This is a genomic window from Corynebacterium sp. HMSC077D03, from assembly GCF_001808545.1.
Classification (GTDB): Bacteria; Actinomycetota; Actinomycetes; order Mycobacteriales; family Mycobacteriaceae; genus Corynebacterium; species Corynebacterium simulans.
On sequence record NZ_KV793669.1, the window covers coordinates 36,613 to 61,691 of the forward strand.

Annotated in this window: 23 protein-coding genes and 1 pseudogene; 7 read left to right on the forward strand and 17 right to left on the reverse strand. The window is 58.6% G+C overall.

Going from position 1 to position 25,079, the window contains the following annotated elements:
• Nucleotides 1-107 precede the first annotated feature (107 nt).
• The 5 genes from HMPREF2888_RS02385 to HMPREF2888_RS02405 form a co-directional block, all read right to left on the reverse strand.
• On the reverse strand, nucleotides 108-1,850 hold the full coding sequence (locus HMPREF2888_RS02385) for an LpqB family beta-propeller domain-containing protein (protein ID WP_061921004.1): 1,743 nt from the start codon (nucleotides 1,848-1,850) through the stop codon (nucleotides 108-110).
• Nucleotides 1,850-3,544, reverse strand: coding sequence for an MtrAB system histidine kinase MtrB (gene mtrB / locus HMPREF2888_RS02390; RefSeq protein WP_083296600.1), 1,695 nt, complete (start codon nucleotides 3,542-3,544; stop codon nucleotides 1,850-1,852). The genes HMPREF2888_RS02385 and mtrB overlap by 1 nt, the downstream gene beginning before the upstream one ends.
• A gap of 93 nt (nucleotides 3,545-3,637) precedes the next feature.
• Nucleotides 3,638-4,330, reverse strand: a complete 693-nt coding sequence (mtrA, locus tag HMPREF2888_RS02395) for an MtrAB system response regulator MtrA (RefSeq protein WP_061921002.1) — start codon at nucleotides 4,328-4,330, stop codon at nucleotides 3,638-3,640.
• 4 nt (nucleotides 4,331-4,334) lie between these two features.
• Nucleotides 4,335-4,949 (reverse strand): dTMP kinase, encoded by a 615-nt coding sequence (locus HMPREF2888_RS02400; protein WP_070518153.1) that lies wholly within the window; start codon nucleotides 4,947-4,949, stop codon nucleotides 4,335-4,337.
• A gap of 2 nt (nucleotides 4,950-4,951) precedes the next feature.
• Complete coding sequence (locus HMPREF2888_RS02405) at nucleotides 4,952-5,305, reverse strand: DUF4259 domain-containing protein (RefSeq protein ID WP_061920998.1); 354 nt, start codon at nucleotides 5,303-5,305, stop codon at nucleotides 4,952-4,954.
• A 550-nt stretch (nucleotides 5,306-5,855) separates the two neighbouring features.
• Between HMPREF2888_RS02405 and HMPREF2888_RS02410 the strand changes: the two genes are divergently transcribed.
• Nucleotides 5,856-6,671 (forward strand): hypothetical protein, encoded by an 816-nt coding sequence (locus tag HMPREF2888_RS02410; protein ID WP_062041810.1) that lies wholly within the window; start codon nucleotides 5,856-5,858, stop codon nucleotides 6,669-6,671.
• A 78-nt stretch (nucleotides 6,672-6,749) separates the two neighbouring features.
• Nucleotides 6,750-7,109: a hypothetical protein gene (locus HMPREF2888_RS02415; protein WP_062041813.1), complete on the forward strand. Its 360-nt coding sequence runs from the start codon at nucleotides 6,750-6,752 to the stop codon at nucleotides 7,107-7,109.
• On the opposite strand, the gene manA is transcribed toward HMPREF2888_RS02415, so the two are convergent.
• Together manA and HMPREF2888_RS02425 are read right to left on the reverse strand one after the other, a co-directional pair.
• Entirely contained in the window at nucleotides 7,093-8,340 is a 1,248-nt protein-coding gene (gene manA / locus HMPREF2888_RS02420) for a mannose-6-phosphate isomerase, class I (protein WP_062041815.1), read from the reverse strand. The genes HMPREF2888_RS02415 and manA overlap by 17 nt on opposite strands.
• 18 nt (nucleotides 8,341-8,358) lie before the next feature.
• Complete coding sequence (locus tag HMPREF2888_RS02425) at nucleotides 8,359-9,393, reverse strand: exopolyphosphatase (protein ID WP_070518210.1); 1,035 nt, start codon at nucleotides 9,391-9,393, stop codon at nucleotides 8,359-8,361.
• A 135-nt stretch (nucleotides 9,394-9,528) separates the two neighbouring features.
• Here HMPREF2888_RS02425 and cobA point away from each other — a divergent pair, with 135 nt between their 5' ends.
• On the forward strand, nucleotides 9,529-10,293 hold the full coding sequence (cobA, locus tag HMPREF2888_RS02430) for a uroporphyrinogen-III C-methyltransferase (RefSeq protein WP_070518154.1): 765 nt from the start codon (nucleotides 9,529-9,531) through the stop codon (nucleotides 10,291-10,293).
• A 12-nt stretch (nucleotides 10,294-10,305) separates the two neighbouring features.
• Here cobA and HMPREF2888_RS02435 read toward each other — a convergent pair whose 3' ends face one another.
• From HMPREF2888_RS02435 to HMPREF2888_RS13270, 4 genes and pseudogenes are all read right to left on the reverse strand, one after another.
• Nucleotides 10,306-11,346: a sulfite exporter TauE/SafE family protein gene (locus HMPREF2888_RS02435; RefSeq protein WP_061920989.1), complete on the reverse strand. Its 1,041-nt coding sequence runs from the start codon at nucleotides 11,344-11,346 to the stop codon at nucleotides 10,306-10,308.
• A gap of 3 nt (nucleotides 11,347-11,349) precedes the next feature.
• The gene (locus HMPREF2888_RS02440) at nucleotides 11,350-12,063 is read right to left on the reverse strand and encodes a sirohydrochlorin chelatase (protein ID WP_070518156.1); all 714 of its coding nucleotides are present in this window, start codon (nucleotides 12,061-12,063) and stop codon (nucleotides 11,350-11,352) included.
• Nucleotides 12,060-12,335 carry a hypothetical protein gene (locus tag HMPREF2888_RS02445; protein ID WP_061920984.1) on the reverse strand — a complete coding sequence of 92 codons (276 nt, stop codon included), beginning with the start codon at nucleotides 12,333-12,335 and terminating at the stop codon, nucleotides 12,060-12,062. The genes HMPREF2888_RS02440 and HMPREF2888_RS02445 overlap by 4 nt, the downstream gene beginning before the upstream one ends.
• Nucleotides 12,332-14,010, reverse strand: a pseudogene (locus tag HMPREF2888_RS13270) (nitrite/sulfite reductase). Before HMPREF2888_RS13270 ends, HMPREF2888_RS02445 begins: the two are co-directional and overlap by 4 nt.
• A 337-nt stretch (nucleotides 14,011-14,347) precedes the next feature.
• Here HMPREF2888_RS13270 and HMPREF2888_RS02455 point away from each other — a divergent pair.
• Nucleotides 14,348-15,697 (forward strand): FAD-dependent oxidoreductase, encoded by a 1,350-nt coding sequence (locus HMPREF2888_RS02455; RefSeq protein ID WP_061920981.1) that lies wholly within the window; start codon nucleotides 14,348-14,350, stop codon nucleotides 15,695-15,697.
• Nucleotides 15,698-15,924: 227 nt separating this feature from the next.
• On the opposite strand, the gene HMPREF2888_RS02460 is transcribed toward HMPREF2888_RS02455, so the two are convergent.
• Both HMPREF2888_RS02460 and HMPREF2888_RS02465 read right to left on the reverse strand, forming a co-directional pair.
• Nucleotides 15,925-17,292, reverse strand: a complete 1,368-nt coding sequence (locus tag HMPREF2888_RS02460; RefSeq protein WP_070518158.1) for a phosphomannomutase/phosphoglucomutase — start codon at nucleotides 17,290-17,292, stop codon at nucleotides 15,925-15,927.
• Nucleotides 17,293-17,346: 54 nt separating this feature from the next.
• A complete protein-coding gene (locus HMPREF2888_RS02465; RefSeq protein ID WP_083296601.1) occupies nucleotides 17,347-17,844 on the reverse strand; it encodes a DUF3499 domain-containing protein in 498 nt (165 codons plus the stop codon).
• 94 nt (nucleotides 17,845-17,938) lie between these two features.
• Between HMPREF2888_RS02465 and HMPREF2888_RS02470 the strand changes: the two genes are divergently transcribed.
• The gene (locus HMPREF2888_RS02470) at nucleotides 17,939-18,409 is read left to right on the forward strand and encodes a metallopeptidase family protein (RefSeq protein WP_070518161.1); all 471 of its coding nucleotides are present in this window, start codon (nucleotides 17,939-17,941) and stop codon (nucleotides 18,407-18,409) included.
• A gap of 98 nt (nucleotides 18,410-18,507) precedes the next feature.
• Here the strand turns inward: HMPREF2888_RS02470 and HMPREF2888_RS02475 are convergent, their stop codons facing one another.
• From HMPREF2888_RS02475 to HMPREF2888_RS02485, 3 genes are all read right to left on the reverse strand, one after another.
• Nucleotides 18,508-18,756 carry a WhiB family transcriptional regulator gene (locus HMPREF2888_RS02475; protein WP_005528147.1) on the reverse strand — a complete coding sequence of 83 codons (249 nt, stop codon included), beginning with the start codon at nucleotides 18,754-18,756 and terminating at the stop codon, nucleotides 18,508-18,510.
• 513 nt (nucleotides 18,757-19,269) lie between these two features.
• On the reverse strand, nucleotides 19,270-20,364 hold the full coding sequence (locus tag HMPREF2888_RS02480; RefSeq protein WP_070518162.1) for a mannose-1-phosphate guanylyltransferase: 1,095 nt from the start codon (nucleotides 20,362-20,364) through the stop codon (nucleotides 19,270-19,272).
• Nucleotides 20,365-20,429: 65 nt separating this feature from the next.
• Nucleotides 20,430-21,344, reverse strand: coding sequence for a glycosyltransferase family 2 protein (locus tag HMPREF2888_RS02485; RefSeq protein ID WP_070518164.1), 915 nt, complete (start codon nucleotides 21,342-21,344; stop codon nucleotides 20,430-20,432).
• Between the two features lie 186 nt (nucleotides 21,345-21,530).
• Between HMPREF2888_RS02485 and HMPREF2888_RS02490 the strand changes: the two genes are divergently transcribed.
• Both HMPREF2888_RS02490 and HMPREF2888_RS02495 read left to right on the forward strand, forming a co-directional pair.
• On the forward strand, nucleotides 21,531-23,174 hold the full coding sequence (locus HMPREF2888_RS02490) for an LCP family protein (RefSeq protein ID WP_179294277.1): 1,644 nt from the start codon (nucleotides 21,531-21,533) through the stop codon (nucleotides 23,172-23,174).
• A 221-nt stretch (nucleotides 23,175-23,395) separates the two neighbouring features.
• Entirely contained in the window at nucleotides 23,396-24,067 is a 672-nt protein-coding gene (locus HMPREF2888_RS02495) for a TIGR03089 family protein (RefSeq protein WP_062041833.1), read from the forward strand.
• On the opposite strand, the gene HMPREF2888_RS02500 is transcribed toward HMPREF2888_RS02495, so the two are convergent.
• Nucleotides 24,064-24,957 (reverse strand): LysR family transcriptional regulator, encoded by an 894-nt coding sequence (locus HMPREF2888_RS02500; RefSeq protein ID WP_070518166.1) that lies wholly within the window; start codon nucleotides 24,955-24,957, stop codon nucleotides 24,064-24,066. The two genes, HMPREF2888_RS02495 and HMPREF2888_RS02500, sit on opposite strands and share 4 nt — an antisense overlap.
• Nucleotides 24,958-25,079 lie beyond the last annotated feature (122 nt).

Genomic DNA, 25,079 nt, shown 5'->3' on the forward strand with positions numbered 1-25,079 from the left:
CACTCGGCTTATTTTCGCCCCATGTTTGCCTCACGCATGCTTGTCTCACGATTGCCTGAAGCCACCCCAGCTTTAGGCGCAGACGTCACAACTTGTATAAGGCGCTTTTACTTGGCAACGATAGGTGAAGAACGCTGACCCTGCAGGCCGGCAACCTCGCGCCAGAAGGTGTTGTCGGTGTTTTCGGCAGGTAGCTCCAGCAATGCGTGAGAGTCGGTGATGTAAAGCTTCGTTGGAGAAGCTGCAACTGCCACCACCGGCGCGGTCACATTACCCGTTGCCAAAGTCGTTGCAGAAGAGCCATCCTGTTCGATGCGCCATACCGGCGAGTTCACGCTATCTGTGCCCACCATCAATCCGCCGTCGCTCATCCAATCCAGCGAAAGCGCGGTATTTTGTATCTCTTGACCCACGCGATGCGCATTAACGATTGAGTACTTACGGTTTTTGCCGCGCACGACGACGCCGACGTAGACGTTGCCCTCAATAATCATCGCAACGCGTGCTCCGGTAGCCGAGAGGCGAATAACAGAAATCTCGCCCTGAATACTATCCAGGCTAGAGGAGTCGACCTCAGATTGATGCAGTTCGCCCTTCGCCGAGCGGGATACGCGAACAATTTTCTTGCCATCAACAACAGTCCAAATGCTCTGGCCGTTTGCCTCAAAGGTCGGGCGCGCCAGTGTCTTAGACTTCAGGTCATCCTCCAGCTTTACGCCTAGCTCTCCCATGCTCAATTGATATTCATCGGAGGACTTCTTACGTATTGCGGCTACGATTCCTTCCTTGGAGATATCCGCAGACTGAACATCTGAGCCCCTGCCCAGGACGCTGTTGGCTGGCTCCACCTGGTCACCTGCGACTTCAAACAAGGCTCCGTTGTTGACGGCGAAAAGCTGGGCGTCAGAGCTGACCAGATTTCCAGGGTTGAATTCGGCAAAATCATCGACGGTCATCACGTCCAAGCCATCAACGAGAGGGCTACCATCCGCCGTAGCTTTAACGGTGGTAGATACACCAGCGTTGTTTAACGTCCACGTCAGCGCCGCGGCAAAGCGGAAACGCTCGTCCTTGCTCATCGAGCTCAACCCGCCGAAGTTGTAGGTGCCGTTTTCATAACCTAAGAACGTCGCCGAAGTTGGCGTTAGATCTGTAGTCGCCGGACGCAGATCAGTATTGGGGCCTTCCAGCAACAAGGTGACAATTTCGCTATCGATGGATTGCTGGCCGGTGTAGATCCAGCGCCTATCCGAAACGAGCGATTCGCCCGACTGCCCCAAGAAATAAAGCGAAATTGGCCGGTAATTATTACGCAAGTCGTTGCGTTCAATGACCAACTTGGGCGGAAAATCTTGGATACGCCACTGCCCGTCCACCTTCTGCATTTGCACGGTGGCTGAATAATCGCGTTCACTCGGGGTATAAGCACCGTTAGGGCTCAAGGTACCGATATGTTTTCCACTGACTTCGAAGGTTTTATGGTCCAGGCCATTATCCGTGGTCAAGATGTCGATAGAGTCGACCACATCCACGGCTTCTTTCGGCGTCCATTGCTCTTGGGCGTCCGGTGTTAGGAAGTTGCGGGTGGATTGATAGTCATTGGCAGGCTTCCCGGAGGCCTTATAGAATTCACGCAGTACCAAGTCTGCATCCGCGTCCTGCTTCGGGGACATGATTTCCACTTGCGGATCGGCTTGCGGTGCAAAAGTGGCGATGACCTCGGGCGCAGTGTTATTCGGCAGCGTCGAGCAGCCGGCAGCCGAAAACAAGAGAAAGCCACTAGACAGCGCTAGACATTGCCGCGCCTGCTTTTTCCAGCGCGTAGCCCTAGACGAGTTGGGATTATTCATCACCGCTCCTTCTCGTCGTCTTGTACACCCTTATCCGGGTGCGCTGCCTCGCTTTCGGCGACGCTACCAGAGCGATCACCGCTGGATTCAGGGCCAGGTTGCGGGGCGTCGTCAAGCACCGCGGACTCCAGCTCCACGAACTCACGAGCACGGCGCTCCGAAGGCCAGATGATGCCGACATCTTCTTGCTCCATTACCTCTGCCGCTTCCAGTTCCGGCTGCGGGGCATTGGGGACCTCAAGGGCAATCGGCTGCTCTTCGATGGCCGTGTTCGGCGAGCGCGGAACGATGAGGCGGAAGCGCGAACCGACGCCGATATAACCGATGGCATCGAGCGTACCGCCGTGCAAGACCGCATCCTCGCGGGCGATGGCCAAGCCCAAACCGGTACCCCCTGAATGGCGCTTACGCGAAGCATCTGCACGCCAGAAACGGTTGAATACGAGCTCTTCTTGACCGTCCTTCAGACCCACGCCAGAGTCGGTCACCGCGATGCCCACCGCTTGGTCATTGGCCTGCAAATCGACGACCACGGGATTTCCCTCAGAGTGGTCGATAGCGTTGGCCAAAAGATTACGCAAGATGCGCTCAATGCGGCGCGAATCTGCTTCGATAGTGACGGGCTCATCCGGCATATTAACCTGCACGTCGACGTTTAATTCCTCTGCCAGGTGCTGGACCTGTGCCAGCGCAGAGTCAACACAGGAGCGGGCGTCGAATGAGGCCGTGGAAAGGTCAGCCACGCCCGCATCATGGCGCGAGATCTCCAGCAGGTCGGCGAGCAATTCCTCGAAGCGATCAAGCTCGCGAATCATCAGCGCTGATGCGCGGCGAGTATGCGGCTCAAGGGAATCCGGATCAGCAGCGATGAGGTCCGCCGCCATGCGTACCGTGGTCAACGGAGTGCGCAGCTCATGGGAGACGTCTGAAGTAAATTGGCGCTGGAGATCGCCATATTCCTCAAGCTGGTTAATCTGCTTTGAAAGCTTGTCAGCCATGTCGTTGAAAGAGCCCGCCAGACGGCCCATTTCATCGTCAGAGTTGACCACCATACGCTCGCGCAAGTGGCCTGCCGCGAGGCGTTGCGCAATGCGAGATGCGGAACGAATGGGAACGATAACCTGCTGCGTTGCCAGCCAAGCGATGCCGACCAGCAACACGACAACCACCACGCCGGCTGCCGAAAGCAAACCGCGCATGAGCGCCATTGTGGCTTCCTCAGACTCCATCGACAGCACCAGGTAAACCTGGGCGTTTGGAATATCGGAATCGATTGGGGTGCCAATAATCAAGGCATTATAAGGATCGCCGCCGGGGTGATCCACGCTGGTGTATTGCTGCGCCACCTGGCCGTTAGACACCAAGTCCCGTAATTCATTGGGCAGGCGAAAGCCCTCAGGAGAAGTAGTAAGAGAGTTATCGTCGTTTTCTACGGCGATAACAGCTTCATAGGCTTCTTGGTGTTCGTTGTGATCAGCCGATAGCTGGCCAAGGGAAGAACGTGCGGAATTGATGCGCACTTGGTTCGAGTTGGCGCTGCCAGTGGCATCGATTTGCTGCTCCACGGTGGTACGCGCGCGATCGAGCTCCTGGCGGGCTGCATCTTCTTTTTGGCTGACCAAACGCTGCGTCAGCACCGAGACAAGCGCGTACGCCAACAAGAGCATGACCACCGTGGATGCCACGAGGATCATGCCGATGACCCTTGTCTGCAGCGATGTGCGCCACTTATCTACAACGCCATCCTGCAGACGCTTAAACCAATCAAAAATAGCTGCGGGTCCTCTTTATTCGCCGGCGCCAGTCTTGCCGGTCTTATAGCCAACGCCGCGGACGGTCAGGACGATCTGCGGGTCTTCCGGATCGTGCTCGATCTTGGCGCGCAAACGCTGCACGTGCACATTGACGAGACGGGTATCAGAAGCGTGGCGGTAGCCCCAGACGGATTCCAGTAGCGCTTCACGGGTGTGCACCTGGCCAGGCTTGCGTGCCATCTCGAGAAGTAAGTCGAATTCCAGTGGGGTAAGTGAAAGCTCCTCGCCGTCGACGCGCTTGACGGTATGTTCTGGGACGTCGATGACTAGGTCGCCGACCTCGATGAGCTCGCTGGAGGAAGAGTCGGTGCGGCGCAGGCGCGCACGAATGCGGGCAACCAGCTCCTTCGGCTTGAAGGGCTTGGTGATGTAATCATCAGCGCCAGATTCCAAGCCAAGCACTACGTCGACAGTGTCCGTCTTCGCGGTGAGCATAACGATAGGAACTGCCGATTCCGAGCGGATGGCGCGGCAAATATCAACGCCATTCATGCCCGGCAGCATGAGGTCAAGCAGGATGAGCTCTGGCTCGTGTTCGTGGAAAGCAGGAACTGCTTCATTGCCGTCAGTAACAGCGATGGGCTCGAAGCCTTCGGCCTCAAGAACGATGGTCAACATTTCCGAGATGGCTGGATCATCGTCAACGACCAGAATCTTCGGCGCCATTTTCCTACTCCTCTACGAGTTCCTTGACAGATTGCACAATCATATCGGTATCAGCGGTGGCGATCCAGCGTCCGCCCCACGCACGTTCCGCTAATCGACGATACGCCGCCGCAGTGTTCGTCTGGAGATCACTGTCTTTTTCATATCGGTCACGGGCACGGCCGGCGTCCTCGGCTGCGCGCGCCTCGGCGCGGGCTGCGGCGAGCTCGACGTCGGTGTCGAGAAAGATCTGCAGGCTGGGCTTAGGCAGCCCCAAACGCGAAAACTCAAGATCGTAGACCCAGTCTACGACCTCATCGGTACCCAAGCGCGCGGCCGAGTAGGCGGCGTTTGAGGCCACGTAACGGTCCAAAATCAGCAGGTCTTTGCCCTCTTGCGCTTCCAACAGGCGGTCTTTTGCGCCAAACCTGTCAAGAGCAAAGAGGGTGGCCATGGCATAGGCGGAATCCGTTAAGTCCCCCATCCGGCCGTAGAGAGCCTCTTGGGCCAGCTGCGCGTGCACGGATTCTTCATAGCGCGGAAAGCCCAAGACATCGACTTCTACAGAAAGCTCGCCTTTAATCTTGTTTACGAGCGTGTTCTTGCCCGCACCGTCAATTCCTTCGATGCTAACCAGCATTATTAGGACAAAGCCTCAATGAATGCTTCGAGGTCATAATCTTCTTCCACGCCCTCCAGCAATTCCAGAGCCTGCTCGTTGAGCTCTTCGCTGCCGGAGCCGGCAAGCCCACGGATAAACGGATAGGAAGAAACAATTTCACCGGCGCTAAACGGCGCACCGGCCCAGATGGCGGCGATGGTAGCGGCCGCTAGTGCATTGCGCTGTTCCTCTTCAGAAACGGAATTGTCATTCGTAGCCAAGGCACAAGCATCAGATACAGACTCAACGATGTCCTCGTCATCAAGGTTGGCGAGTTCATCCAGGAAATCAACGTTGACGTCATCTGCAAAGATGTCTTCGTCCCAAGTGCTCATTGCGCTCTCCTTTGATATAACGCGAAAGTTCTACTGCTGGTGGCCTCCACCGCGGGCAGACAGTTGATGAAGGGGAGAAATCTTCCCGCGATGTTTACTTCTATATCTAGCCGCTGCCGCTGCTTTTGTCAGTGCGTTGCCACAGTCAATTTATACGTTAAAAACCACAGAGAGAATCAACACACTTTAGGCTAAGCGCGGAAACAAAGGTCAAGCGCCAATTCAGTCCAGGCGGACAGGCACCTTGGGCCGTGTAGGACGCAGAACTTCCCCGGCTGCGCACTGCGAAGCGAAAGCCGAACTAGCTAAACCAATTTCCGAAACACTCTTTCAAGGAAACTTCCGCCTACATGGCGATACGTAAGATGCCTATTCCACTAAATACTCTTACATGGTATGGTCGTTACCGAGTTGTTACACATATCAGTTTCCAGCCCGCATCCCCGCTGGTCGGAAGCTATTTCTTTGAAGTCCATTATTGTAACGGTTAGAACTAAGCCATTCCCCTTAGAACCCTCCATAGGTGGCTTGAGAAGGAAAGGAGCGTACGATGAAGCCCGATGCACGTCGCGTGTATGTCTTTATCGCCCTCGGTCTCCTTTTCGCGTTGTTCGTAGGCTACGGTGTCTGGCGTGTTTCCACGCCTGACACCGTGGCGTCGCACAGCACCAGCGAGTCTGTAACTCAGGTTGGCGAAACCGAGTCGCAAAGCAAGCGCACCTCGCAAACTCCCACCACGAGCAGCCGCCCCCACTCCAAGCACAGCAGCAAGAGCCACAAAGACAGCTCTTCCCGCAAGCGCGCCGTGGCACTCAAGAATGACCCATTCTTGGCCCCAAACGCTTTTACCGGCAGCACCTCTAACACTGGCCCCACGTCGGTTTACCGCCCGGAGAACCTCTCCTCCCAGTCCCACGCCACCGCGCAACAGAATGCCAACGGCACCTACGCAACGGGCTACCCACAGGAGCCTTCTAACAGCGCCTCCGGCACTGCTGCACCAACCACTTCTACGCAGGCAACTGCGCAACAGCCAACCAGCCAAGCTTCTGCACCAAACAACACGCAGCCAAGCCTGACTGAAACCGTCCGTCCAAAGCCCGGGGATTCCGACTCCGGCCAGCCCACGGCGGCTCAGCCCGTCGAGCCTTCTCCTTCGGGCGAAGCCACCCCAGGCAAGATGAACGGCACGGAAGTTCCTGCTACCGATACAGCGCCAACTTTTGGAGGCAGCGGCGATACCGTTGATGCCCCGCAGCCAAGCTCCGAGCCGACCTATGCAGATACTTTTAAGGAGCCGACTGCTGTTGATGTCGAGGACACCAACATGACCGAAGCCGTCGATATCTCCGATCCAACCGGCTAGGCTCCTACCCCAACGGAAGCGCCGACCACCGGCGCGACTACGGCCGCAGGTCAGGCAACTAACCTCGCTGAGGCCCCAGTGCAACTGCTCGATGGTCAAGCGGTAACCAATTTGCGCACTCCCGCGGTTTCGGTTGCCACAATTGTCGATTTTCTGGAAGGCCCTGGCAACGCTTCATCCACGGCGAACGAGCCGCTGCGCGTTGTCATCTTCGTCGCACTGGGTTCGCACACTCCGGACGCACGCGAGCTTAGCGGCGAACTGGTGGGCGCTTCTACGGTTATCGTCGAAGATTTAGATGCCACGTTCGTCGAAGGCGGCGACGTCATTCAGGCAGAGGCCGAGGGTTTTATTGAGCGCAAGGATGTAGTTTCCATGGCGGAGGTAATTCGCGGTGACGTTACAGGTCTCCTAGCAGGCCCTAGACACGAGCGATAAAGAGCTGGCTCGCCTCGCCCGCTGCAACCCGCGCCACTACGGTCTCCTCTGCTGCTGGCAGCCATGCCGCCTGCCCCGGCTGCAGCTTGAGCTCTTGGCCTTCGTTGTCACGCAGCTCCACTTCCCCACCGGTGCACAGCGCAATAGCCGGACCATCGAAGTTCAGCTCAACGGTATCGTCTGCGCAGAGCTCTACGCGGTCCAAGATGAATTCATCGATCGGCACCGGATAGGCCCAAGCCTTAGCGCCGTGCAGGGTTTCTTCTACGCTCTTCTCTTTTTGCTGCACGCGCGGATCATCCACGCTTTCATAAGTGAGGACCTTGACCAATTCCGGAACATCCACGAACTTCGGGGTCAGGCCGCCGCGCAGGACGTTGTCGGAGTTCGCCATGATCTCCACGCCAAGGCCCGAGACATAAGCGTGCAGCGCGCCGGCGTTGAGGTACACAGCCTCGCCGGGCTGCAAGACCACGTGGTTGAGCAAAAGCGCTCCCAAGACACCGATGTCACCTGGGTATTGCTCGTTCAGGCTGATGACTGTGCGCATATCGCGTGCCATCCACGCCGCAGCCGAATCCGCTGGTTCTGCTTCAAGGCGCGCGATCAGCTTTTCACCAGCCTCGACGATTGCTGCGATGAGTTCCTTACGCTTTGTAGCCGGGATAGTGATCCAAGTGGTAAACAGCGCGCGCAAGTTTTCCGACTCCGCGGCGGCCTCCGGCAGGAGCATGTTCAGGTAGTGCTCGAGCTCAGGGCATTCCAAAGCCTTCAGCAGCTCCAGCGTGCGCTCGAGGGGCCGAAAGCCAGCCATGGCGTAGAACTCAGTGAGTGCCACTATGAGCTCCGGCTTGTGGTTGTCATCCTTGTAGTTGCGGTTCGTGGCGCTTACCTCGATACCCTGCTCATTTTCGCGGGCAAAACCCTCTTCCGCCTGCGCCTTAGAGGGGTGCGCCTGCAAAGACAGCGGCTCTGCGGCGGCCAATATCTTCAGCAAGAAAGGCAGGCGCTTGCCATAGTCTTGCTGCACGCGCTTGCCCAACTGCTCCGCCGGAGCGGCTGCAATAACCTCGTCGAGGCGCTGGCCATCAACGGTTGAAGGGTCCCCCGGATGCGCGCCGAACCAGAGCTCGGCTACCGGGGTATCGCTCGCGGGATCACCTTTGAGCTCAGGAATCATGGTCCGTGAGCCCCAGGAGTAGTTGCGGGTTGCGCTGTTGAGCAGCTGCATATGTATTGCTTCCTTCTTTTAAGAAATCTCGTAGGCGGTCGCGGCATAACTGCGCGTAATGAACTGAAGAGCGCGCGCCAATTCCCCTAAGGCGGGTTCAGGATCATTGCTCGATTCAGCGATTGAATGGGGAAGGTTCGCCTCTTCCTCTCCCCACAAAACAATTTTCAATGGTACCAAAGCATTTTCTTCTGGCGGGTCTATCTGCGGGTCAAAGAATATGTCACGCACCGCTGTTCCACCTCTTTGCTGTGCGCGCTCCAAAATATGTGGCAACGCCTCAGGGTCAGCAAAAGTACCGCCCAGACCGTGCGCAGCCCAAACCGCGGCGGCCATGCGGGCAACCAGGGCATTGATAAATACTCCGGAACGCTCCTCTGACCAGGAATATGGGTCGACGCCGCAGGAATGAATAACCCTCGCGCCCTCCACAAATTCCCGTAGCTCGCGGCCGGGGTTAGTTGCGGAATCATGCTCTGGGCTAAGCGACTCCAGCTCGCGGTCCACTGCGTCGGCGGCTTCCTCCAACCTGCGGGCTACGAGCTCCCCTTCTTCTTCGAGGACCGCAGCCACCGCATACAGCGCGGCGATGAACCGAGCCGGCGAGGCGCCCTCCGCCGTGGGCAAAGTGGGCGCCACAAAGGTGGACTCGGGAGCGTCCTCCACGAGTGGACCGCGCGAGGGCCCGACCAGTACAGTTGCGGCTCCCCTCTTATCCGCAGCAATAAGTGCACGGGAGGCCCAGTCACACTCCGCACGCTCACCTACCACCACGACAACATCCAAGGCTCCAACAAAGTGCGGGAGCGATTCCGCCACCACCAACGGAATGCGCGCTGGCTCGGCCAGCCCTACCGCTGTATAGGCAGCCGCGCGGGCTATCTGATCAGTAGGCAAAATGACCAGGCAGCGCGGTTTAGCCCCGCCCAAAAGACCGGCCAACTGCGAGATAGCACCGCCTAAGACCCTGATTTGGGCTCCTTCATGAGCGACGTCGAAATAACGCACGGTTTCTGGGTCATAAGCTGCGCCATCATAGTAAGCACTATCCATGCCGCCGAGCATAGTCTGGCCCTCGGACACGCAGTAGTGCTTATTAGAACTTCCCCAGCCAATTATGAATAAAACCCCAGGTATATAATCCCTTTTTGCACGTGAGGTGAAATACCTCAACTAGAATCAACCAGCATGTTTGCAGCAGAAAGTCCGCAGATTCACCCCGTCGTTTTGATTGGTGGCGGCCCCGGCGCGTGGGACCTCATCACGGTACGTGGAATGCACGCCTTGCAAGAGGCGGAGATTATCTTGGCGGATCACCTGGGTCCAGTGCAGCAGCTGGACAAGCTCTGCGACGTTGCAAGCAAAGAACTCATCGATGTCTCCAAGCTGCCGTATAAGCGCCAAACCTCCCAAGAAAAGATCAACGAGCTCCTCATCGAGCATGCGCTCGCCGGCCGAAAAGTAGCCCGCTTGAAAGGCGGCGACCCGTATGTCTTCGGCCGCGGTTTTGAGGAACTGCAGGCACTTACCGCCGCGTCCATTCCGGTGGAAGTAATCCCTGGCGTTACCTCCGCCATCTCGGTTCCTGCTTTGGCAGGCGTGCCCGTCACCCAGCGCGGCATTGTCCATGCATTCACAGTGGTTTCCGGTCACCTGCCGCCAGGCCACGCCAAGTCTTTGGTGGATTGGCAAGCGCTAGCGCAATCGGGGGCTACGCTCAGCATCATCATGGGCGTGAAGAATTCTGCAGCCATCGCCCAGGCGCTTATCAATGGCGGTCGTTGCGCATCGACGCCTGTGGCCATCATCCAGGAGGGCACAATGGCCAGCGAAAGGGTCTACAAGTGCGTCCTCGGGGATCTCGCGGAGACTGTCAGCAAAGAGCAGGTTGCCCCGCCCGCGGTCTTCGTCATCGGCGAGGTCGCCGGGCTAAACAGCCAGGATGCGCAGTAAACGCCACCTGGCTTAGTTCGCCTGCAGCGGCCAGTACTCCTTGGTCCGGCTGAGCTCCGGGGCAGTTTGCGCCACCACCTTGAAGCCGCGGCCCCCGCGCGGGCGGTGTGGCACCGCAGCGTGGAATGCCGCATGCGCTTCACGCTCTGCCTCCTCGGCTGCTTCTTCAGCAGTGCGCGCCGCACGTGTGCGTCGAGCACCAATCGCCGTAGCAGCCACTCCCGCTACAACCACGAGGATCTGCACAGCCACCACGAACCAAGGCGCGATGGCCCAACCGAAGTAGGTTTCAGCCCCGCTTATTACCTTGCCGATGTTCAGCGCCACAATTGCAGTACCGACAAAACCGCCCAGCACCACCGGGTTAACGCGCGAAATCAACCAAGCGGCAATCGGTGCCGTAACCGCCCCGCCAACCAGCAGCGCAATCACCGCTGCCAAATTAGCCACGATGTCATTCCACAGCCCCACCAGGAACCCGGCAGTCGCGCCGAAAGTCACCAGGAATTCCGCCGTATTAACGGTTCCCACGATGCGCCGCGGCTGCTCTTTACCGATCGCCATCATCGTCGAGGTGGATATCGGACCCCATCCACCGCCGCCAGTGGCATCGACGAATCCGCCGACTATCCCTAGGCCGGCTAGAAATCCCGCGGAATGCTTGCTGCGATAGGCCGAAGGCTTCTTTTGCAGGCGCGCGAAACGCCACACGAGGTTGGTTCCAATGCCTGCAAGAATTAACGCGGTTATCGGCGCCGCAGCCGCAGTCGAGATATTAGACAACACGCTCGCCCCCAGAAAGGCCGCGAGCGCCCCGGGCAGCCCGAGCTTGAATACCGTTGGCCAATGCACGTTTCCAAAGCGCCAATGGCTAATCCCTGATACCAGCGTCGTTCCGAGTTCCGCCGTGTGCACCACCGCAGAGGCTTGTGCCGGCCCAAGACCAGCCAAGAGCAGCATGGTCGTGGAGGTTACGCCGAAGCCCATGCCAATTCCGCCGTCGACAAGCTGTGCCGCAGCGCCGGCTAGAGCAATCAGAATGAACGACCGCATTTTTTATCCGATCTGTGCAAGCATGTGAGTCTGGGTGGACAAGCCCGCTACATGGGCAAAACGGTCAGCAACAACCCCAGCAAGGTCAGTGCCTAGCGGGGAGTCTACTTGTGCAGGGGAATCCGCGAGCAGGTCCAGCAACAGCCCTGCCGTGCTAAACAGTGGCAGCACCCGCACCTCGCCTTGGCGGCGCACCTGCTTGGCGACGCCCTCTTTCCCACCACGTGTTGCAAACACCACCGAGGTAGGCAGATGGGTGAGGCTTTCTACATTCGCAGCGAGGTCGCACACAGCGCTATTCGCCTTCTCGTCCGAAGAGCCCACGGCATAGATGACGAGATGCTGTGGCTTCTTACCTGTCTGCGGCGCCATCGCACGCGCTGCTAAGAGCTCCGCGATGTCGGCACCGGTGCCTAAGCCTTCTCCTTGCAGCAGCCGCAGCCCGGCGGAATGTGCAGCGCGATCGATCGCTTCCGGCACATCCACGCGCAGGTGATAGCCCTGCGTAAACAGCAGTGGCACGACCACCGCTTCCCTCTGCCCCGCGGCAGCTACTCGTTGTGCTGCAGCTTCCAGGTCAGTTTCGTGAAAATCGAGGTAAGCCGCTTCATAAGATGTGGTGCCGGCAAGCGCCGCCGCCTTTCGCGTCAAAGCCTCAATACCAAGAGCTGCCTCTGGATGGCGCGAACCATGTGAAAGCGTAATCAGTGCGCTCATCGTCTGCTCCCCGCGCTTGCATCCTGCTTAGCCGTAGACAGATGCCCGCGACGTTGCAGCGATCGTTGCAACGCCTCGTTGGAAGAAACCGCCTTGGCAGGTGCTACCGGCGCATCATCCTGACCGTGGAACATCACGGAAAAGATACGCAGGCACTCGCAGCACTTCCAAGCGAAATCGCCTTCCTCATCGGGAAAGAGGTTCATGCCGCCGCAGTAGGGGCAGTACATCGGATGGTTGCGGTTCGGATTCGGCTCGCGACGAAAATTCACTGCAGATCCTCCTCATCTGCGCGCAGGACCCAGTGGCGGAACTGCTCGCCTTCCTCGCGCTGCTCCTTATATTTCTGCACCAACCGGATGACATAGTCTGGGACCTCATCCGCGATGACCTTGTGCCCGCGCAGCTTGCGCCCCCCAGTCCGGGGAGAGCCCGAGCGCGCCACCCAGATGCACCTGGAAGCCCTCAACACGGTTTCCTTCGGAATCGGTGACTATCTGGCCTTTCAGTCCGATATCCGAGACCTGGGAACGCGCGCAAGCATTCGGGCAGCCGTTGAGCGCAATGGAAATCGGCACGTCGAGGTCGCCCAAGGTGTCTTCCAAGATGTCCACCAGCTCAATCGCCCGGGCCTTCGTGGTCACGTGCGCAAGCTTGCAGAACTCCAAGCCGGTGCAGGAAATAACGCCGCGCCGGAACTCAGATGGCTGTGAGTACAAACCGGTCTCATCGAGCGCCCGCGAAAGAGCCGGAATATCGGCTTCCTTGACGTCGAGGAAGAGAAGTTCCTTCATCGGCGTGGTGCGGATGCGGGTAATGCCGAAACGCTCCGCGACGTCGGCAATAGCGATGAGCTGCTCGCCCGTGGCGTGGCCTACGGTGGGCTTGACGCCGAGATAAAAGTTGCCATCCTTTTGTCTGTGCACGCCGAGGTGGTCGCGGGAGCCAGGCTCGACGGTAAGGGGCTCGCCGTCGGCAAGCGGGGCGTCCAAGTACTCATTTTCTAGCACCTCGCGGAACTTCTTGATGCCCCACTTCGCGACTAGGAACTTCAGGCGCGCTCGATTGCGATTGCGGCGGTAGCCATAATCGCGGAAGATGCGAGCCACGCCGGCCCACACCTCCGGTACACGCTCAAGCGGCACCCAAGCGCCCAAGGACTGGGAAAGCATGGGATTCGTGGACAAGCCGCCGCCGACGAAGCAGTCGAAACCAGGGCCGTACTCGGGGTGATCGACGCCGACGAACGCGATGTCCTGAATCTCGTGAGTAACGTCCTGCCGGCGATTGCCCGAAATGGCCGTCTTGAACTTGCGCGGGAGATTGTGGAACTCCTCGCGCGGGAGGTAGTTAGCCACGATGTCATCGATGGCCGGGGTGGCGTCGATGATTTCGTCTTCCGCGACTCCCGCCACCGGCGAGCCCAAGATGACGCGGGGAACGTCGCCACAGCCCAACAAAGTATCGAGGCCCACCGCGCGCAGCTTTTCCCAGATACCCGGGACGTCCTCAATCTGAATCCAGTGCAGCTGGATGTTTTGGCGGTCCGTGAAATCCGCGGTGGAACGCGCATGATCCCGCGAGATCTCCCCCCACCGTGCGCAGCTGCTGTGGGCTGACGCGGCCGCCGTCGAAGCGCACGCGCATCATGAAGTACTCATCCTGCAGCTCCGCATTGCTGAGCTTGGAGGTTTGCTCGCCTCCCAGATTCTGGTTGCGCTGGGTATAAAGGCCAAGCCACTTAAAACGCGGCGCAAGGTCCTCCGGCGGGATGGACTTAAAGCCCCGCTTGGAGTAGATATCGATGACACGCTGGCGGGCGGAGAGACCACCGTCCTCGCGCTTGATCTCCTCGTCCGCGTTAAGCGGCTTTGTACCGTCGATTTTCCATTGTCCTTCTGGCTTGCGCGTACGAGACTTGGCGGTAGGTTTCGTTGCGGTAGTCATGGCGGTGAACAATTGCCTTTCGTAGTGGTTGCCAAAAACCTACCTGTCTAACCTCAATAGACAAAGCGGTTCGGATTAATTTCACCACTCTTTACAATGTGACCTGCGACAACATCGCCAAGCTGGAAGAATCTAAATAACCAGGTTGCCGGATTTACGTTAACGCGGTTCAATAAACCCCACGCTCACGAAGTTTCAGCAGACTAATCAGTCTAATATTCATAAAAGGAATTAGAACGACTAGTATTACGACCAGTACCTGAACGATAGCTTTTAGCGTTTAGCGCTAGTCGTTCCAATATTCCGTAAGAATCTTGAGGAAAGGCCCACTACTGACATGTCGCAAGCCCCACTGAAGGTAGCCGTCATCGGCGCTGGCCCAGCAGGCATCTACGCCTCTGACATCCTGGTTAAAAAGACCGGTGGCAATGTTGAGATCGATCTCATCGAGCAGATGCCAGCTCCCTTCGGCCTGATCCGCTACGGCGTGGCGCCGGACCACCCACGCATCAAGGGCATCGTCAACTCCCTGCACCGCGTTTTGGAAACCGAGCAAATTCGCCTCATCTCCAACGTGCACATCGGCCGCGACCTCACCGTGGCTCAGCTACAGGAGCATTATGACGCAGTCGTCTTCGCAACCGGCGCTGTCGGCGACCGCAACCTCGACGTCCCAGGCGCAGACCTCGAAGGCGTCCACGGCGCAGGCGAGTTCGTTGGTTTCTACGATGGCAACCCCCGCTTCAACCGCGAGTGGGATCTCAGCGCAAAGGAAGTAGCCGTCGTGGGCGTGGGCAACGTTGGACTCGACGTCGCCCGCATCTTGGCGAAGACCGGCGACGAGCTCAAGGTCACCGAAATCCCAGACAATGTTTATGACTCCCTGGCCAAGAACCAGGCTGAAACGGTCCGCGTTTTCGGCCGCCGCGGCCCCGCACAGGCTAAGTTCACTCCGCTCGAGCTCAAGGAGCTGGACCACTCCCCGACCATCAACGTTGTTGTCGACCCAGAAGACATCGACTACGACGAAGCTTCTCTCGAAGCACGTGCAAACTCTAAGTCCCAGGATCTGGTCTGCCAGACCCTCGAGGGCTACGCCATCCGCGAGCCGAAGGATGCGCCGCACACCCTGCAGATTCACCTCTTCGAGCAGCCGGTCGAAATCCTCGGCGAGAACGGCAAGGTCACCGGCATCAAGACCGAACGCACGGAGCTGACTGGTGACGGCAACGTTCGCGGCACCGGCAAGTTCACCGAGTGGCCTGTCCAGGCTGTTTACCTCGCCGTAGGCTACCGTTCCGATGCCATCGATACCGTTCCTTTCAATACCGACAAAAACGTCATCAACAACGATGGTGGCCACGTCATCGAGCAGGACGGCAGCATCGTTCCGGGCCTTTACGCCACGGGCTGGATCAAGCGTGGCCCGGTCGGACTTATTGGCAACACCAAGTCTGATGCAACGGAGACCATCGGTATGTTGCTCGAGGACGCCGAGGCTGGCAAGCTTTCCCACTCCTCCGACGAGGACATCACCGCAACCTTGTCCGAAGCAGGCATCGAGTTCCTGACCTGGGATGGTTGGAAGAACCTCGACGCTGCCGAGCGTGCGCTTGGTGAGGCAGAAGGCCGCGAGCGCAAGAAGTACGTCGAGTGGGAGGACATGGTTACCCACTCCCGCGGCTAATTTTCCCGCATAAAAGCGCCAGCATTGTGCTGGCGCTTTTTGTGTTTTGCGGCGCGGCCACGCCCTGCGGCTCGGCTAGGGCGGCGCTCACCCGCGGCTCAGCCTCCGCGAATGTACCGTTTCTTGCAAATAGGCTGGCACAGCTAGCCTGTTTGGGTTCACTATTTACAGGAAACGGTACGCGCAGAAAGACGGCCTGCGCGAAGGCGCCCGCACGGGGAAAGCGCCTAAGCGCGGATGATGCCGAGAACCTTCTCCACGATGGCATCGACCTCATCAGCAGTCTTTGCCTCGACGTTCAGGCGCAACAGCGGCTCAGTGTTGGAAGCACGCACGTTGAACCACGCATCGGTGCCTTTCAGCTCCACGGTCACGCCGTCGAGCTCATCGACGGACTCAATCTCCTCAGCCAAACCGTCGAGCACTGCCTGCGTAGCAGCCTTCTGATCCTCCACGGTGGAGTTAATCTCACCAGAAGCTTCATAACGCGAGTACTGCGCCATGAGTTCAGAAAGCGGCTTATCGGATTCGCCCAACGCAGCTAGCACGTGCATCGCAGCGAGCATGCCCGAGTCCGCGTTCCAGAACTCCTGGAAGTAGTAGTGCGCAGAGTGCTCACCGCCGAAGGCAGCCTTCTCCTTGGCCATCTGGGCCTTGATGAAGGAGTGACCCACGCGGGTACGCACAGCCTTGCCGCCGTTTTCAGCGATAAGCTCCGGGACCGTCTTGGAGGTAATCAGGTTGTGAATGATGGTCGAGCCTGGGAACTTCTTGAGGTAGCGCTCCGCGACAAGTGCACAAATAGCAGAAGGCGAAACTGCATCGCCGTTTTCATCGACCACGAAGCAGCGATCGGCGTCGCCATCGAAGGCGAGACCGATGTCTGCCTTCTGCTCCTTTACAAAAGCTTGCAGGTCCACGAGGTTCTTCGGGTCTAAAGGATTAGCCTCGTGATTCGGGAAGGTGCCATCTAGCTCGAAGAACAGCTCGCGCACGTCAAAAGGAAGGCCCTTGAAGACCGCCGGAACCGTGTGTCCGCCCATGCCGTTTGCTGCATCCACGGCCACAACGAGCGGGCGGGAAGACTCCAGCGGAACCAAAGAGCGCAAGAAGTTTGCGTAGTCAGGCAGGACCTCACGCTCGGAGACGGAACCTGCGGCGCCGTCGTAGGCTGGAACACCATCTACGAGCATGTCCTTGATTGCTTCCAAGCCGGTCTCCTGGCCCACTGGGACAGCACCAGCGCGACAAAGCTTGATGCCGTTGTACTTGGCTGGGTTATGCGAGGCGGTAAACATCGCACCAGCGCATTCCATGGAGCCTGCTGCAAAGTAGAGCTCATCAGTGGAGGTCAAGTTCAACTTCACCACGTCTAGGCCCTGCGAAGCTACGCCTTCAGCAAAGGCAGCAGACAACGCCGGCGAAGAAGGACGCATATCGTGGCCCACAGCCACCGTCTTCTCGCCTTCTTCGCGCAAAATAGCCGCGAAAGCGGCACCGGTGTCGCGGACGAAATTCTCATCAATGTCTTCACCCACGACGCCACGGACGTCATAGGCCTTAATAACGGCGTTTAGCTGTTCACGAGTACGCATAACCTGCAATAGTACTCTTTCCCCAGCACCAAATACTGGAGCCGTGGCCTAAAACTAGTCCTCTTTCAAGCGATGACGGCCAGCCGCGGCGGATTCGGAGACGTCCGGAGTCGGGGCGTCGTCAGGCACGACGCTCAAGTGTGCCCGGCGACGCTGCTTTGCCTCGCTTACGCGGCGCGTGCGGAAGACCGGATGGTTGGAGCTATCAGGATCGGCGCCATCAAAGTTGGCGGCGTAGTCGATGGGGTCTTGGCCGGAGCCCGAACCATCTTCCACTAGCCCGGTGGTGACGCGCCCGCCCTCGCGAACTGCCTCGGCCAGGGCCATGAGGTCGTCTTCTTCCTCAAGCTCAATGCGGTCCACGCGCACCATCTCCCAGCCGATGGGAGCGGTGATGCGGGAGCTGTGCTTTTCGCACAAGTCCCAGCTATGCGGATCAGTCTCCTCCGCGAGCGGGCCTACGACGGCCGTCTGCTGTGAATACGCGTAGGTCAAAGTTGCCACGGCGGGTTTGCCGCAGCCTGGACGAGAGCAATGACGAGAATGATTCACGGCAATGAGTCTAAACCTTTAGTTGAGATTTGAATAGTCGAAACTCGGCGCGCCCCGCACGAAAATGGTCATGTGAAACCTTAAAATCACGGGCATGACCATGCGCCGCCCCCACACTCGTCCGTTCCGCGACCGCCGCGGAAGGGGCATGCACGGACCGCTTTTGCCACAATCGACGCCGCGGTTCCGTAGCAAGAGCGAGCGCTTCGACATGGCCGTGCTCGAGGCCTATGCCCCCATCCAGAATGCTTTTGCAGAGCAGCTCGCCGGATTGGACTTGGCGGTGGACACGGTTCCACGCATGCGGCTTTCTGCTGATATGACGGTCCTGCCGGAAGAGATCATCGCCGACGGCCCTGTACCTTTAGGCCGGGTTGTCCCCGCTGGCGTTGATGCTGCCGGCCACCCAACACGTGCCCGCATGGTAATTTTCCGGATGCCCATCGAGGAGCGTGTCGAAACATCTAGCGAACGCGCCGAGCTACTCGGCACGGTTCTAACTGCGTTGGTGGCCAATTACCTCAACCTTGATCCACAGGACGTTGATCCTCGGTTTAGCTGGTAAGCAAAAATCCTCCACCACAATCCACGCCCTAGCGCCAGATGGCACTAAACATAGATAGAGGTGAAGGATTTAAGAAGAAAGGTCTCCCTAGCCGGAGGTTAACCAATCTCACGCTTGAGGCGGCGGCGTTCACGATCAGACAGTCCGCCCCAGATTCCGAAGCGCTCGTCATGCTCAAGTGCATACTCGAGACACTCATCTCGCACCGCACAAGCCTGGCAGATACGCTTGGCTTCGCGGGTGGAGCCTCCCTTTTCCGGAAAGAAGGCTTCAGGATCAGTCTGCGCGCACAGTGCCTGGTCTTGCCACTCCTGCTCGACGGCGCCAAAAAGCTCATCGAGAGACATCTCTGCGGCAGCACCGCCACGGAGAATAGCGCCATTATTTGAGTTTTTCTCCACGCTAATTCCTTTCTCCGAGGTTGGGTAGTTTCTTCTAAGTTGCACCGACCTTACACCGAAGCCAAAGTTTGGCGGAGGCGTCGCCGATGCGCTTGATTACACTGATGTTATTTCACACCGGATCACTAAATATCGTCAACCCGAAAACGGGGCCTTCCGGGGATTCTCGCCAAAAACGCAGCACACGATCCCCAACTTTCACATCCGTCACATAGATCCCCCTCTGGGGGTAAGTCCTGGGGGTACTATATGTAGTGGTGCTTCATATTCCTGTGAACAATTCCAAGGTTTGATCGGCGTGTCGCCACCATCTAAGCCGATCTGCTGGATCTCTGCGCGCACAAGCTACCCAGCAAACAAAAACCGTAAAAGACCAGCTAAAAAGCGAAAACTCCCACCACCTGCGCCCCCTTAAAAGGAAACGGGTCGTGGGAGAGATAGCTTAAATGTCTGCCCTTTTTAAGCGTCAGAGCTGAAGCGGACGCCGGCATCCGGAATCTGCACGCCTGGGAAGACTCGCATGCCTCCCTTGAGTTCACAGCGCGCGCCGATGACAGCCCCCTCACCAATGACGCAGTTGTCGATGTGTGCGTTGGCACCGATATGCGCGCCCGAAGCGATAATCGAGTTGCTGATGATTGCCCCCGGCTCGATGGTCACGCCGTCAAAGACAACAGTGCCGTCCAGGCGCGAGCCTGCACCGACCTCGGAGCCGCGGCCAATCGCAGTGCCAGAAAGCAACAGCACGCCGCCGGCGATTCCCGCAGACTCATCGACGATGGACTCACCGGTGTGGCCTTCCAACAGCGGCGAATGAGCAATGCCGCGAACCAAGTCGGAGGAACCGCGCACGAAGTCATCTGGGCGGCCCATATCGCGCCAGTAGGAGTTGTCCACGTGGCCTACCACCAAGCGGCCGGACTCCAACAGGCTCGGGAAGGTCTCACGCTCAACGGAGACCACGCGGTCAGCCGGAATGGCCTCAATGACTTTCCGCTTGAACGTGTAGCAGCCAGCGTTAATTTGGTTCGTTGGCGGGTCCTCGGTCTTTTCCAAAAACGCCGTCACGCGGCCGTTGCTGTCAGTCGGAACGCAGCCGAAGGCGCGCGGGTCTGCCACGTTGAGCAGGTGCATGGTAACGTCCGCGTCCTTTTCGTGGTGGGTCTGCAAGATGCCGCCCAGGTCCATGCCGGAGAGAACATCGCCGTTGAAGACCATCACGGTATCGTGGCGCAATTTGTCGTAGACGTTGCGGATGCCACCGCCGGTACCCAGCGCGGTCTCTTCTACTACGTATTCGATTTCCAGGCCCATATCGGAACCGTCACCGAAGTACTCTTCGAAGACTTCTGCCTTAAACGACGTCGACAGCACCACGTGGGTAATGCCCGCAGCCTTGATGCGGGCAAGAAGGTGCTGCAGGAACGGATAGTTAGCAGTCGGCAGCATCGGCTTTGGGGTGCCGATGGTCAGCGGGCGCAGGCGGGTTCCACGGCCACCGACGAGGATGACGGCATCGGTAGAAGCGCCCCATTGGACAGCTGCTTGACTCATAGAAGAATTCCTTATGCGAATAAATCGACGTGTTTTATCGGGGTCAGTGTATACGCCCAAGGCGCTTAGCTACTGCTGCGGCACGCTAGGGCGCTTAGAGCAAACCCGCGCAACCGCAGCCCGGCCTTGAGCGCCAGTCGGACTGGCGCTTGCCACCACTGCGGATGGCGGTCCGCTTGGAAGCGGTAGGCCGAGTCGTGGTGGGCTCGCAGCATCGCACCCGCGTGCGCCTGGGTAGAGTGCCCTTTGGCATGGGTGATGATTGCCTCAGGGCAAAAGACGTTGCTCCAGCCCGCACGACTAAAACGGTCGCCCAGATCGACGTCTTCCATGTACATGAAGTAGCGCTCGTCAAAGCCGCCGATCTGCTGGAACGCATCCCACCGCACCAAAAGGCAGGAACCCGAAAGCCAGCCCGCCTCGCGCTCAACGGACATATCGGCGTCATTGCGATAGGCACGCGACCACGGGTTGCTAGGCCAGATGGTGCCAAACAGGGCGTGGCCGATGCCGGTGGTCAATGTGGGGATCGCACGCGCGGAAGGATAATACGAGCCATCCGGTTCCACGATGCGCGGGCCTACGGCTGCGGCTTGTGGATTCCGGCGCGCGCACTCCACCAACTTATCCAAAGCTCCAGGAGTAAAAGTCACGTCTGGGTTGCTGATGAGGAAGAACTCTTCATCGACCTCACCCAGCGCGCCAGAGCTGACGAGCCGCGCGCCGGCATTCATTCCGCCGCCGTAACCGATGTTGCCGCCCGTGTCTAAAAACACAACGTCGTCACGGCCAGCAGCCGCGGCCTGCGGCACTGAATCGGTGGAGCCGTTATCCGCCAAGACCACAGCCGTGGGCCGGTTGGTTGCGCTTTCCAGCGATTTAAGGAAATCCCCGAGGTAATGGCCCGGCGAATACGTCACCGTGACCACTGCGAGGGCAGTTACGTTATCTGTGTTCACAATGCTGCTTAGCGTACCCATACTCGCTGCTAGGTTACTGCCAAGACACTACAAGCTTGACAAAAATCATGTATAGATCACGATTTCTTTATCTTCTCGCCTAAACTGTCACAAGATCAGCCCTAACTTGGCTACACGGCAAGCACCGAGAGAAGCCACCTTGCTTGCTGCCACCTTTGAACGCCACAATTAGAAAGTCCTCCACCTGTGTCTTCTGAGAAAAAGTCAGACAAGCAGCGTCGTTCCCGCGCCATCTCGCCCTCGCCCAATTCGGCGACGGCGGTAAAGCAACAGGGGTCCAAGCCCCTGAAGGCCATCATGGCATTTGTGTCGGCGGCAATCTTGGTGTTCTCTGGCGTTGGCTATGCCACCGTGGGCCGCGTGGGAGATGGCATGTCCTCTGTCTCTAACCTCGCGTTAGGCAACAAGGGTGGTTTTAAGGCAGACACCGAAGATGGCGCGATGGATATCTTGCTGGTGGGCAAGGATTCGCGCACGGATGCCAAGGGTAACCCACTATCGGAGAAGGAACTGGCGGACCTGCACGCCGGTGTGGACGAGGGCGAGGAAAACACCGACACAATCATGATCATCCGCATCCCGGATGACGGCTCCCGTGCAACTGCGGTTTCGATTCCGCGCGATACCTACGTCGACGACGGCGATTTTGGAAACACCAAGATTAACGGCGTTTTCGCCAACCACAAGACGGACAAGGTCGAAGAGCTAGAGCAAGAAAACGCCGAGGCAGAGGCTGAAGGCAAGAAGAAGCCGCATTCCGCGAAGGAGATCGAGCAGCAGGGCGTGGAGGCCGGCCGCCAGGGACTTATCAGCATGGTGCGCTCGCTCACAGACATCGACATCGATCACTACGCTGAGGTCGGCCTGCTGGGCTTCGTGCTGCTTACCGACGCCGTCGGTGGCGTCGACGTGTGCTTGAACAACGACGTCAAGGACGTCATGTCTGGCGCTGATTTCAAAAAGGGCCGCCAGACCCTCCACGGCGCCCAGGGCCTGTCCTTCGTCCGCCAGCGTTACGAGCTTCCGCGCGGCGACTTGGACCGCATCGTGCGCCAGCAGGCATATATGGCTTCCTTGGTTTCCAAGGTGCTCTCCTCTGGCACCCTAGCTAACCCGAATAAGCTCTCCAAGATTGCTGACGCAATCGAACGCTCTGTAGTCATCGATGAGGGCTGGGACGTCATGGGGTTGGTCACCCAGCTTTCGGGCTTGGCCGGCGGCAACGTCACCTTCACCACCATTCCGGTGACCTCCATCGACGGCGTGGGTGACTACGGTGAGTCCGTCGTGACCATCAACAAGCAAGAGGTCCATAAGTTTATGGATGACCTCGCCAAGACTGCGGAGCAGACGGAGGAAGCCGCGGCGTCGTCAAGCGCAGAGGCAGGCTCCAACCCTTCCGAAAAGCCAGTGGCCGATGGCATCGAGGTCAACGTGCTCAACGCGGGCAGCATCGACGGCCTGGCCTCCGGCGTTGGCACGTGGCTGACTGGCGTGGGATACAAGGTCGGCCAGACCAGCAATGCCGAGCCGGGCTTGTACTACGAGTCCCAGGTTGTCGCCGCGGATGAGAACGATCAACGCGCCAAAGACTTGGCTGAGCAGCTCGGCGGTCTGCCGGTTACGTCCAGCCCGTCGCTGGATGAAAACACCTTTGTCGTCGTGGCTTACGACGACTACGAAGGCCCGTCCGACAAGGAAGCACAGGACGCAGAACCTACCGACACCGCACCGAGCGAGCAGGTCGGCACCCCAGGCAGCGACATGGGCGCGGCAGAGGTTGCCCCGGAAATCGACGCCGGCGGCGAGGGCCCGCGCTGCGTAAACTAAACGCCACACAAACTAAGTAATTCTCAAGCCAGGGACCTAATCCAAAAGGTTCCTGGCTTTTCTTAGGGATCGTTCCCCAATTTTTTTGGCAGGTAGTTGCCATTTAATGTTAGAAAATGAGTATCCCTATCACTCACCTTCCGGGGCGCTCGGGGGCCTAGGACCGTGGTGTGAAAGCATTCCCTGCCGCGCAAAGGCTCAGTCACCTACCATGGGCGGACATGGATATGCTTCAGCACCTACTTTCCGCAGATGCCGCAGCGCCGCGCCTGACTTTCTACAACGAAGCCACCGGCGCGCGCATGGATTTTTCCGCACAGACCTTGGATAACTGGGTCTCCAAGATTGCCAACATGCTCTTAGAAGAGCTTGAGCTCGCTTCCGATTCCCTCATTTTCCTCGACCTTCCTGTTTCCTGGCAGCCCGCAGTTATCGCTTTGGGTGCCATTGCTGCCGGCGTCGACACAGCGTTCACGCGCGCCGAGCTAGACGGCGCAAGCCCCGATGTTATTTTTGCCGCGCCCGAGGGCTTTGCAGAGTTGAGCGAGGAATTCACAGGCGCCGATGTTGTGCTCGTTACCGATGATCCATTCGGGCGCGGCGTCATCGAATCTGGCGGCGAATTGCCCGCCGGCGCCATTGATTTTGGGCCCACCGTGCGTTTCTACGGTGATCAGTTCTATGGCCCCACCACCGCTTTACCGGAGCTTTATCCTGCCGCCGGCCCTGCCCAACGCGTAATGTCCGCGGGGTGGAAGGACAAGGATTCCTTTAAGAAGTTGATTCTCGAACCGCTCGCATGTGGAGGCTCCGCCGTGATTGTCGCCGGCATGTGCACTGCCGAGCGTTTAGAAGAAATCGCCGCCAACGAGAAGGTGGATCTGCGTCTTTAGCTGGCACGAACGCCATCGGCGGGGTTAATTCCCAGAAACTCCTGGAGGCGCGTGACCACGGCATGGATTTCCGCGGCGGCGAAGTGCCCGCTACGCCAAGCCGCGTGCAGGGGCACACCGCCTAGCATCTCCTCCGCGTTGCAGATGCGCAGGCCTACCGCGTCGTGAGCCTGCAGAGCACTGGAGATGGCGATTGCGCGCCCGGCTCGCGCGAGGGCGATGAGCGTAACGGTGTCCTCACACTCGACGACGTCGCCAAGCACAGCGTGGCTGCGCCCTACAAAGGCATCGAAGAGCCCGCGCGAGACGCTGCGCCGGCCTGACATGGCTAGGCGATGAGTGACCAAGTCCTCCACCTCAATGCTGTCTTGGCCCGCTAGAGGGTGCTCCTTGTTTACCCAAGCCCGGATAGTGGCCTCCCCCAGCGGAACGGAATCAAGCCCCTCCTTTACTGGAATTGGCGTCACCACCACATCGGCGGTGGTATCTAGCGCCTGGTACACCTCGTAGTGCTCGACCGCCAGCGTGGTCAGAAGCGGAATGTCCTCGCGCGCGTCAACGATGAAAGGCGCCAAGATCGTCGAGATGGTCGTCGGCGTTGCCGCCACTTGCAAGGTGCGCATCTCGCCACGTTGCAGCGCCGAAACCGCCTGCGTAGCCCTGTTATTATCTGCCACCAATTGCTGGCACACGGGAATCAATGCCTTGCCCGCCTCGTTGAGACGCAGCACCCCAGCTGCGCGTTCGAAAAGCTCGAGCCCCAGCTCCCCCTCAAAGCGCCGCAGCTGGCGGCTTAGCGCCGGCTGGGTGATGCTCAATTGCTCTGCCGCGGTGGTCACGGAACCGGTGCGCGCGAGCGCCAAGAAATATTTCGCCCTCGTGTAATCCATAAAACTTCATTTAACACGAGCTATTACCAATGGGCATGGATTTGAAAAATCTTACGCATTAGACAACATGGACGAAAGTCCTTCACAATAGGGTGAAATTGTTGCACCAATCACAAAAGAAG

Coding starts and splice junctions, on each gene's coding strand:
- HMPREF2888_RS02480 (WP_070518162.1), bottom strand. CDS start 20,364: ATGAGTCAAGCAGCTGTCCAATGGGGCGCTTCTACCGATGCCGTCATC.
- HMPREF2888_RS02410 (WP_062041810.1), top strand. CDS start 5,856: ATGAAGCCCGATGCACGTCGCGTGTATGTCTTTATCGCCCTCGGTCTC.
- HMPREF2888_RS02495 (WP_062041833.1), top strand. CDS start 23,396: ATGGATATGCTTCAGCACCTACTTTCCGCAGATGCCGCAGCGCCGCGC.
- HMPREF2888_RS02400 (WP_070518153.1), bottom strand. CDS start 4,949: ATGCTGGTTAGCATCGAAGGAATTGACGGTGCGGGCAAGAACACGCTC.
- HMPREF2888_RS02485 (WP_070518164.1), bottom strand. CDS start 21,344: ATGGGTACGCTAAGCAGCATTGTGAACACAGATAACGTAACTGCCCTC.
- HMPREF2888_RS02405 (WP_061920998.1), bottom strand. CDS start 5,305: ATGAGCACTTGGGACGAAGACATCTTTGCAGATGACGTCAACGTTGAT.
- HMPREF2888_RS02475 (WP_005528147.1), bottom strand. CDS start 18,756: ATGTCTCTCGATGAGCTTTTTGGCGCCGTCGAGCAGGAGTGGCAAGAC.
- HMPREF2888_RS02460 (WP_070518158.1), bottom strand. CDS start 17,292: ATGCGTACTCGTGAACAGCTAAACGCCGTTATTAAGGCCTATGACGTC.
- HMPREF2888_RS02435 (WP_061920989.1), bottom strand. CDS start 11,346: ATGCGGTCGTTCATTCTGATTGCTCTAGCCGGCGCTGCGGCACAGCTT.
- HMPREF2888_RS02425 (WP_070518210.1), bottom strand. CDS start 9,393: ATGGATAGTGCTTACTATGATGGCGCAGCTTATGACCCAGAAACCGTG.
- HMPREF2888_RS02470 (WP_070518161.1), top strand. CDS start 17,939: ATGACCATGCGCCGCCCCCACACTCGTCCGTTCCGCGACCGCCGCGGA.
- HMPREF2888_RS02455 (WP_061920981.1), top strand. CDS start 14,348: ATGTCGCAAGCCCCACTGAAGGTAGCCGTCATCGGCGCTGGCCCAGCA.
- cobA (WP_070518154.1), top strand. CDS start 9,529: ATGTTTGCAGCAGAAAGTCCGCAGATTCACCCCGTCGTTTTGATTGGT.
- HMPREF2888_RS02500 (WP_070518166.1), bottom strand. CDS start 24,957: ATGGATTACACGAGGGCGAAATATTTCTTGGCGCTCGCGCGCACCGGT.
- mtrA (WP_061921002.1), bottom strand. CDS start 4,330: ATGGCGCCGAAGATTCTGGTCGTTGACGATGATCCAGCCATCTCGGAA.
- manA (WP_062041815.1), bottom strand. CDS start 8,340: ATGCAGCTGCTCAACAGCGCAACCCGCAACTACTCCTGGGGCTCACGG.
- mtrB (WP_083296600.1), bottom strand. CDS start 3,544: ATGATCCTCGTGGCATCCACGGTGGTCATGCTCTTGTTGGCGTACGCG.
- HMPREF2888_RS02385 (WP_061921004.1), bottom strand. CDS start 1,850: ATGAATAATCCCAACTCGTCTAGGGCTACGCGCTGGAAAAAGCAGGCG.
- HMPREF2888_RS02440 (WP_070518156.1), bottom strand. CDS start 12,063: ATGAGCGCACTGATTACGCTTTCACATGGTTCGCGCCATCCAGAGGCA.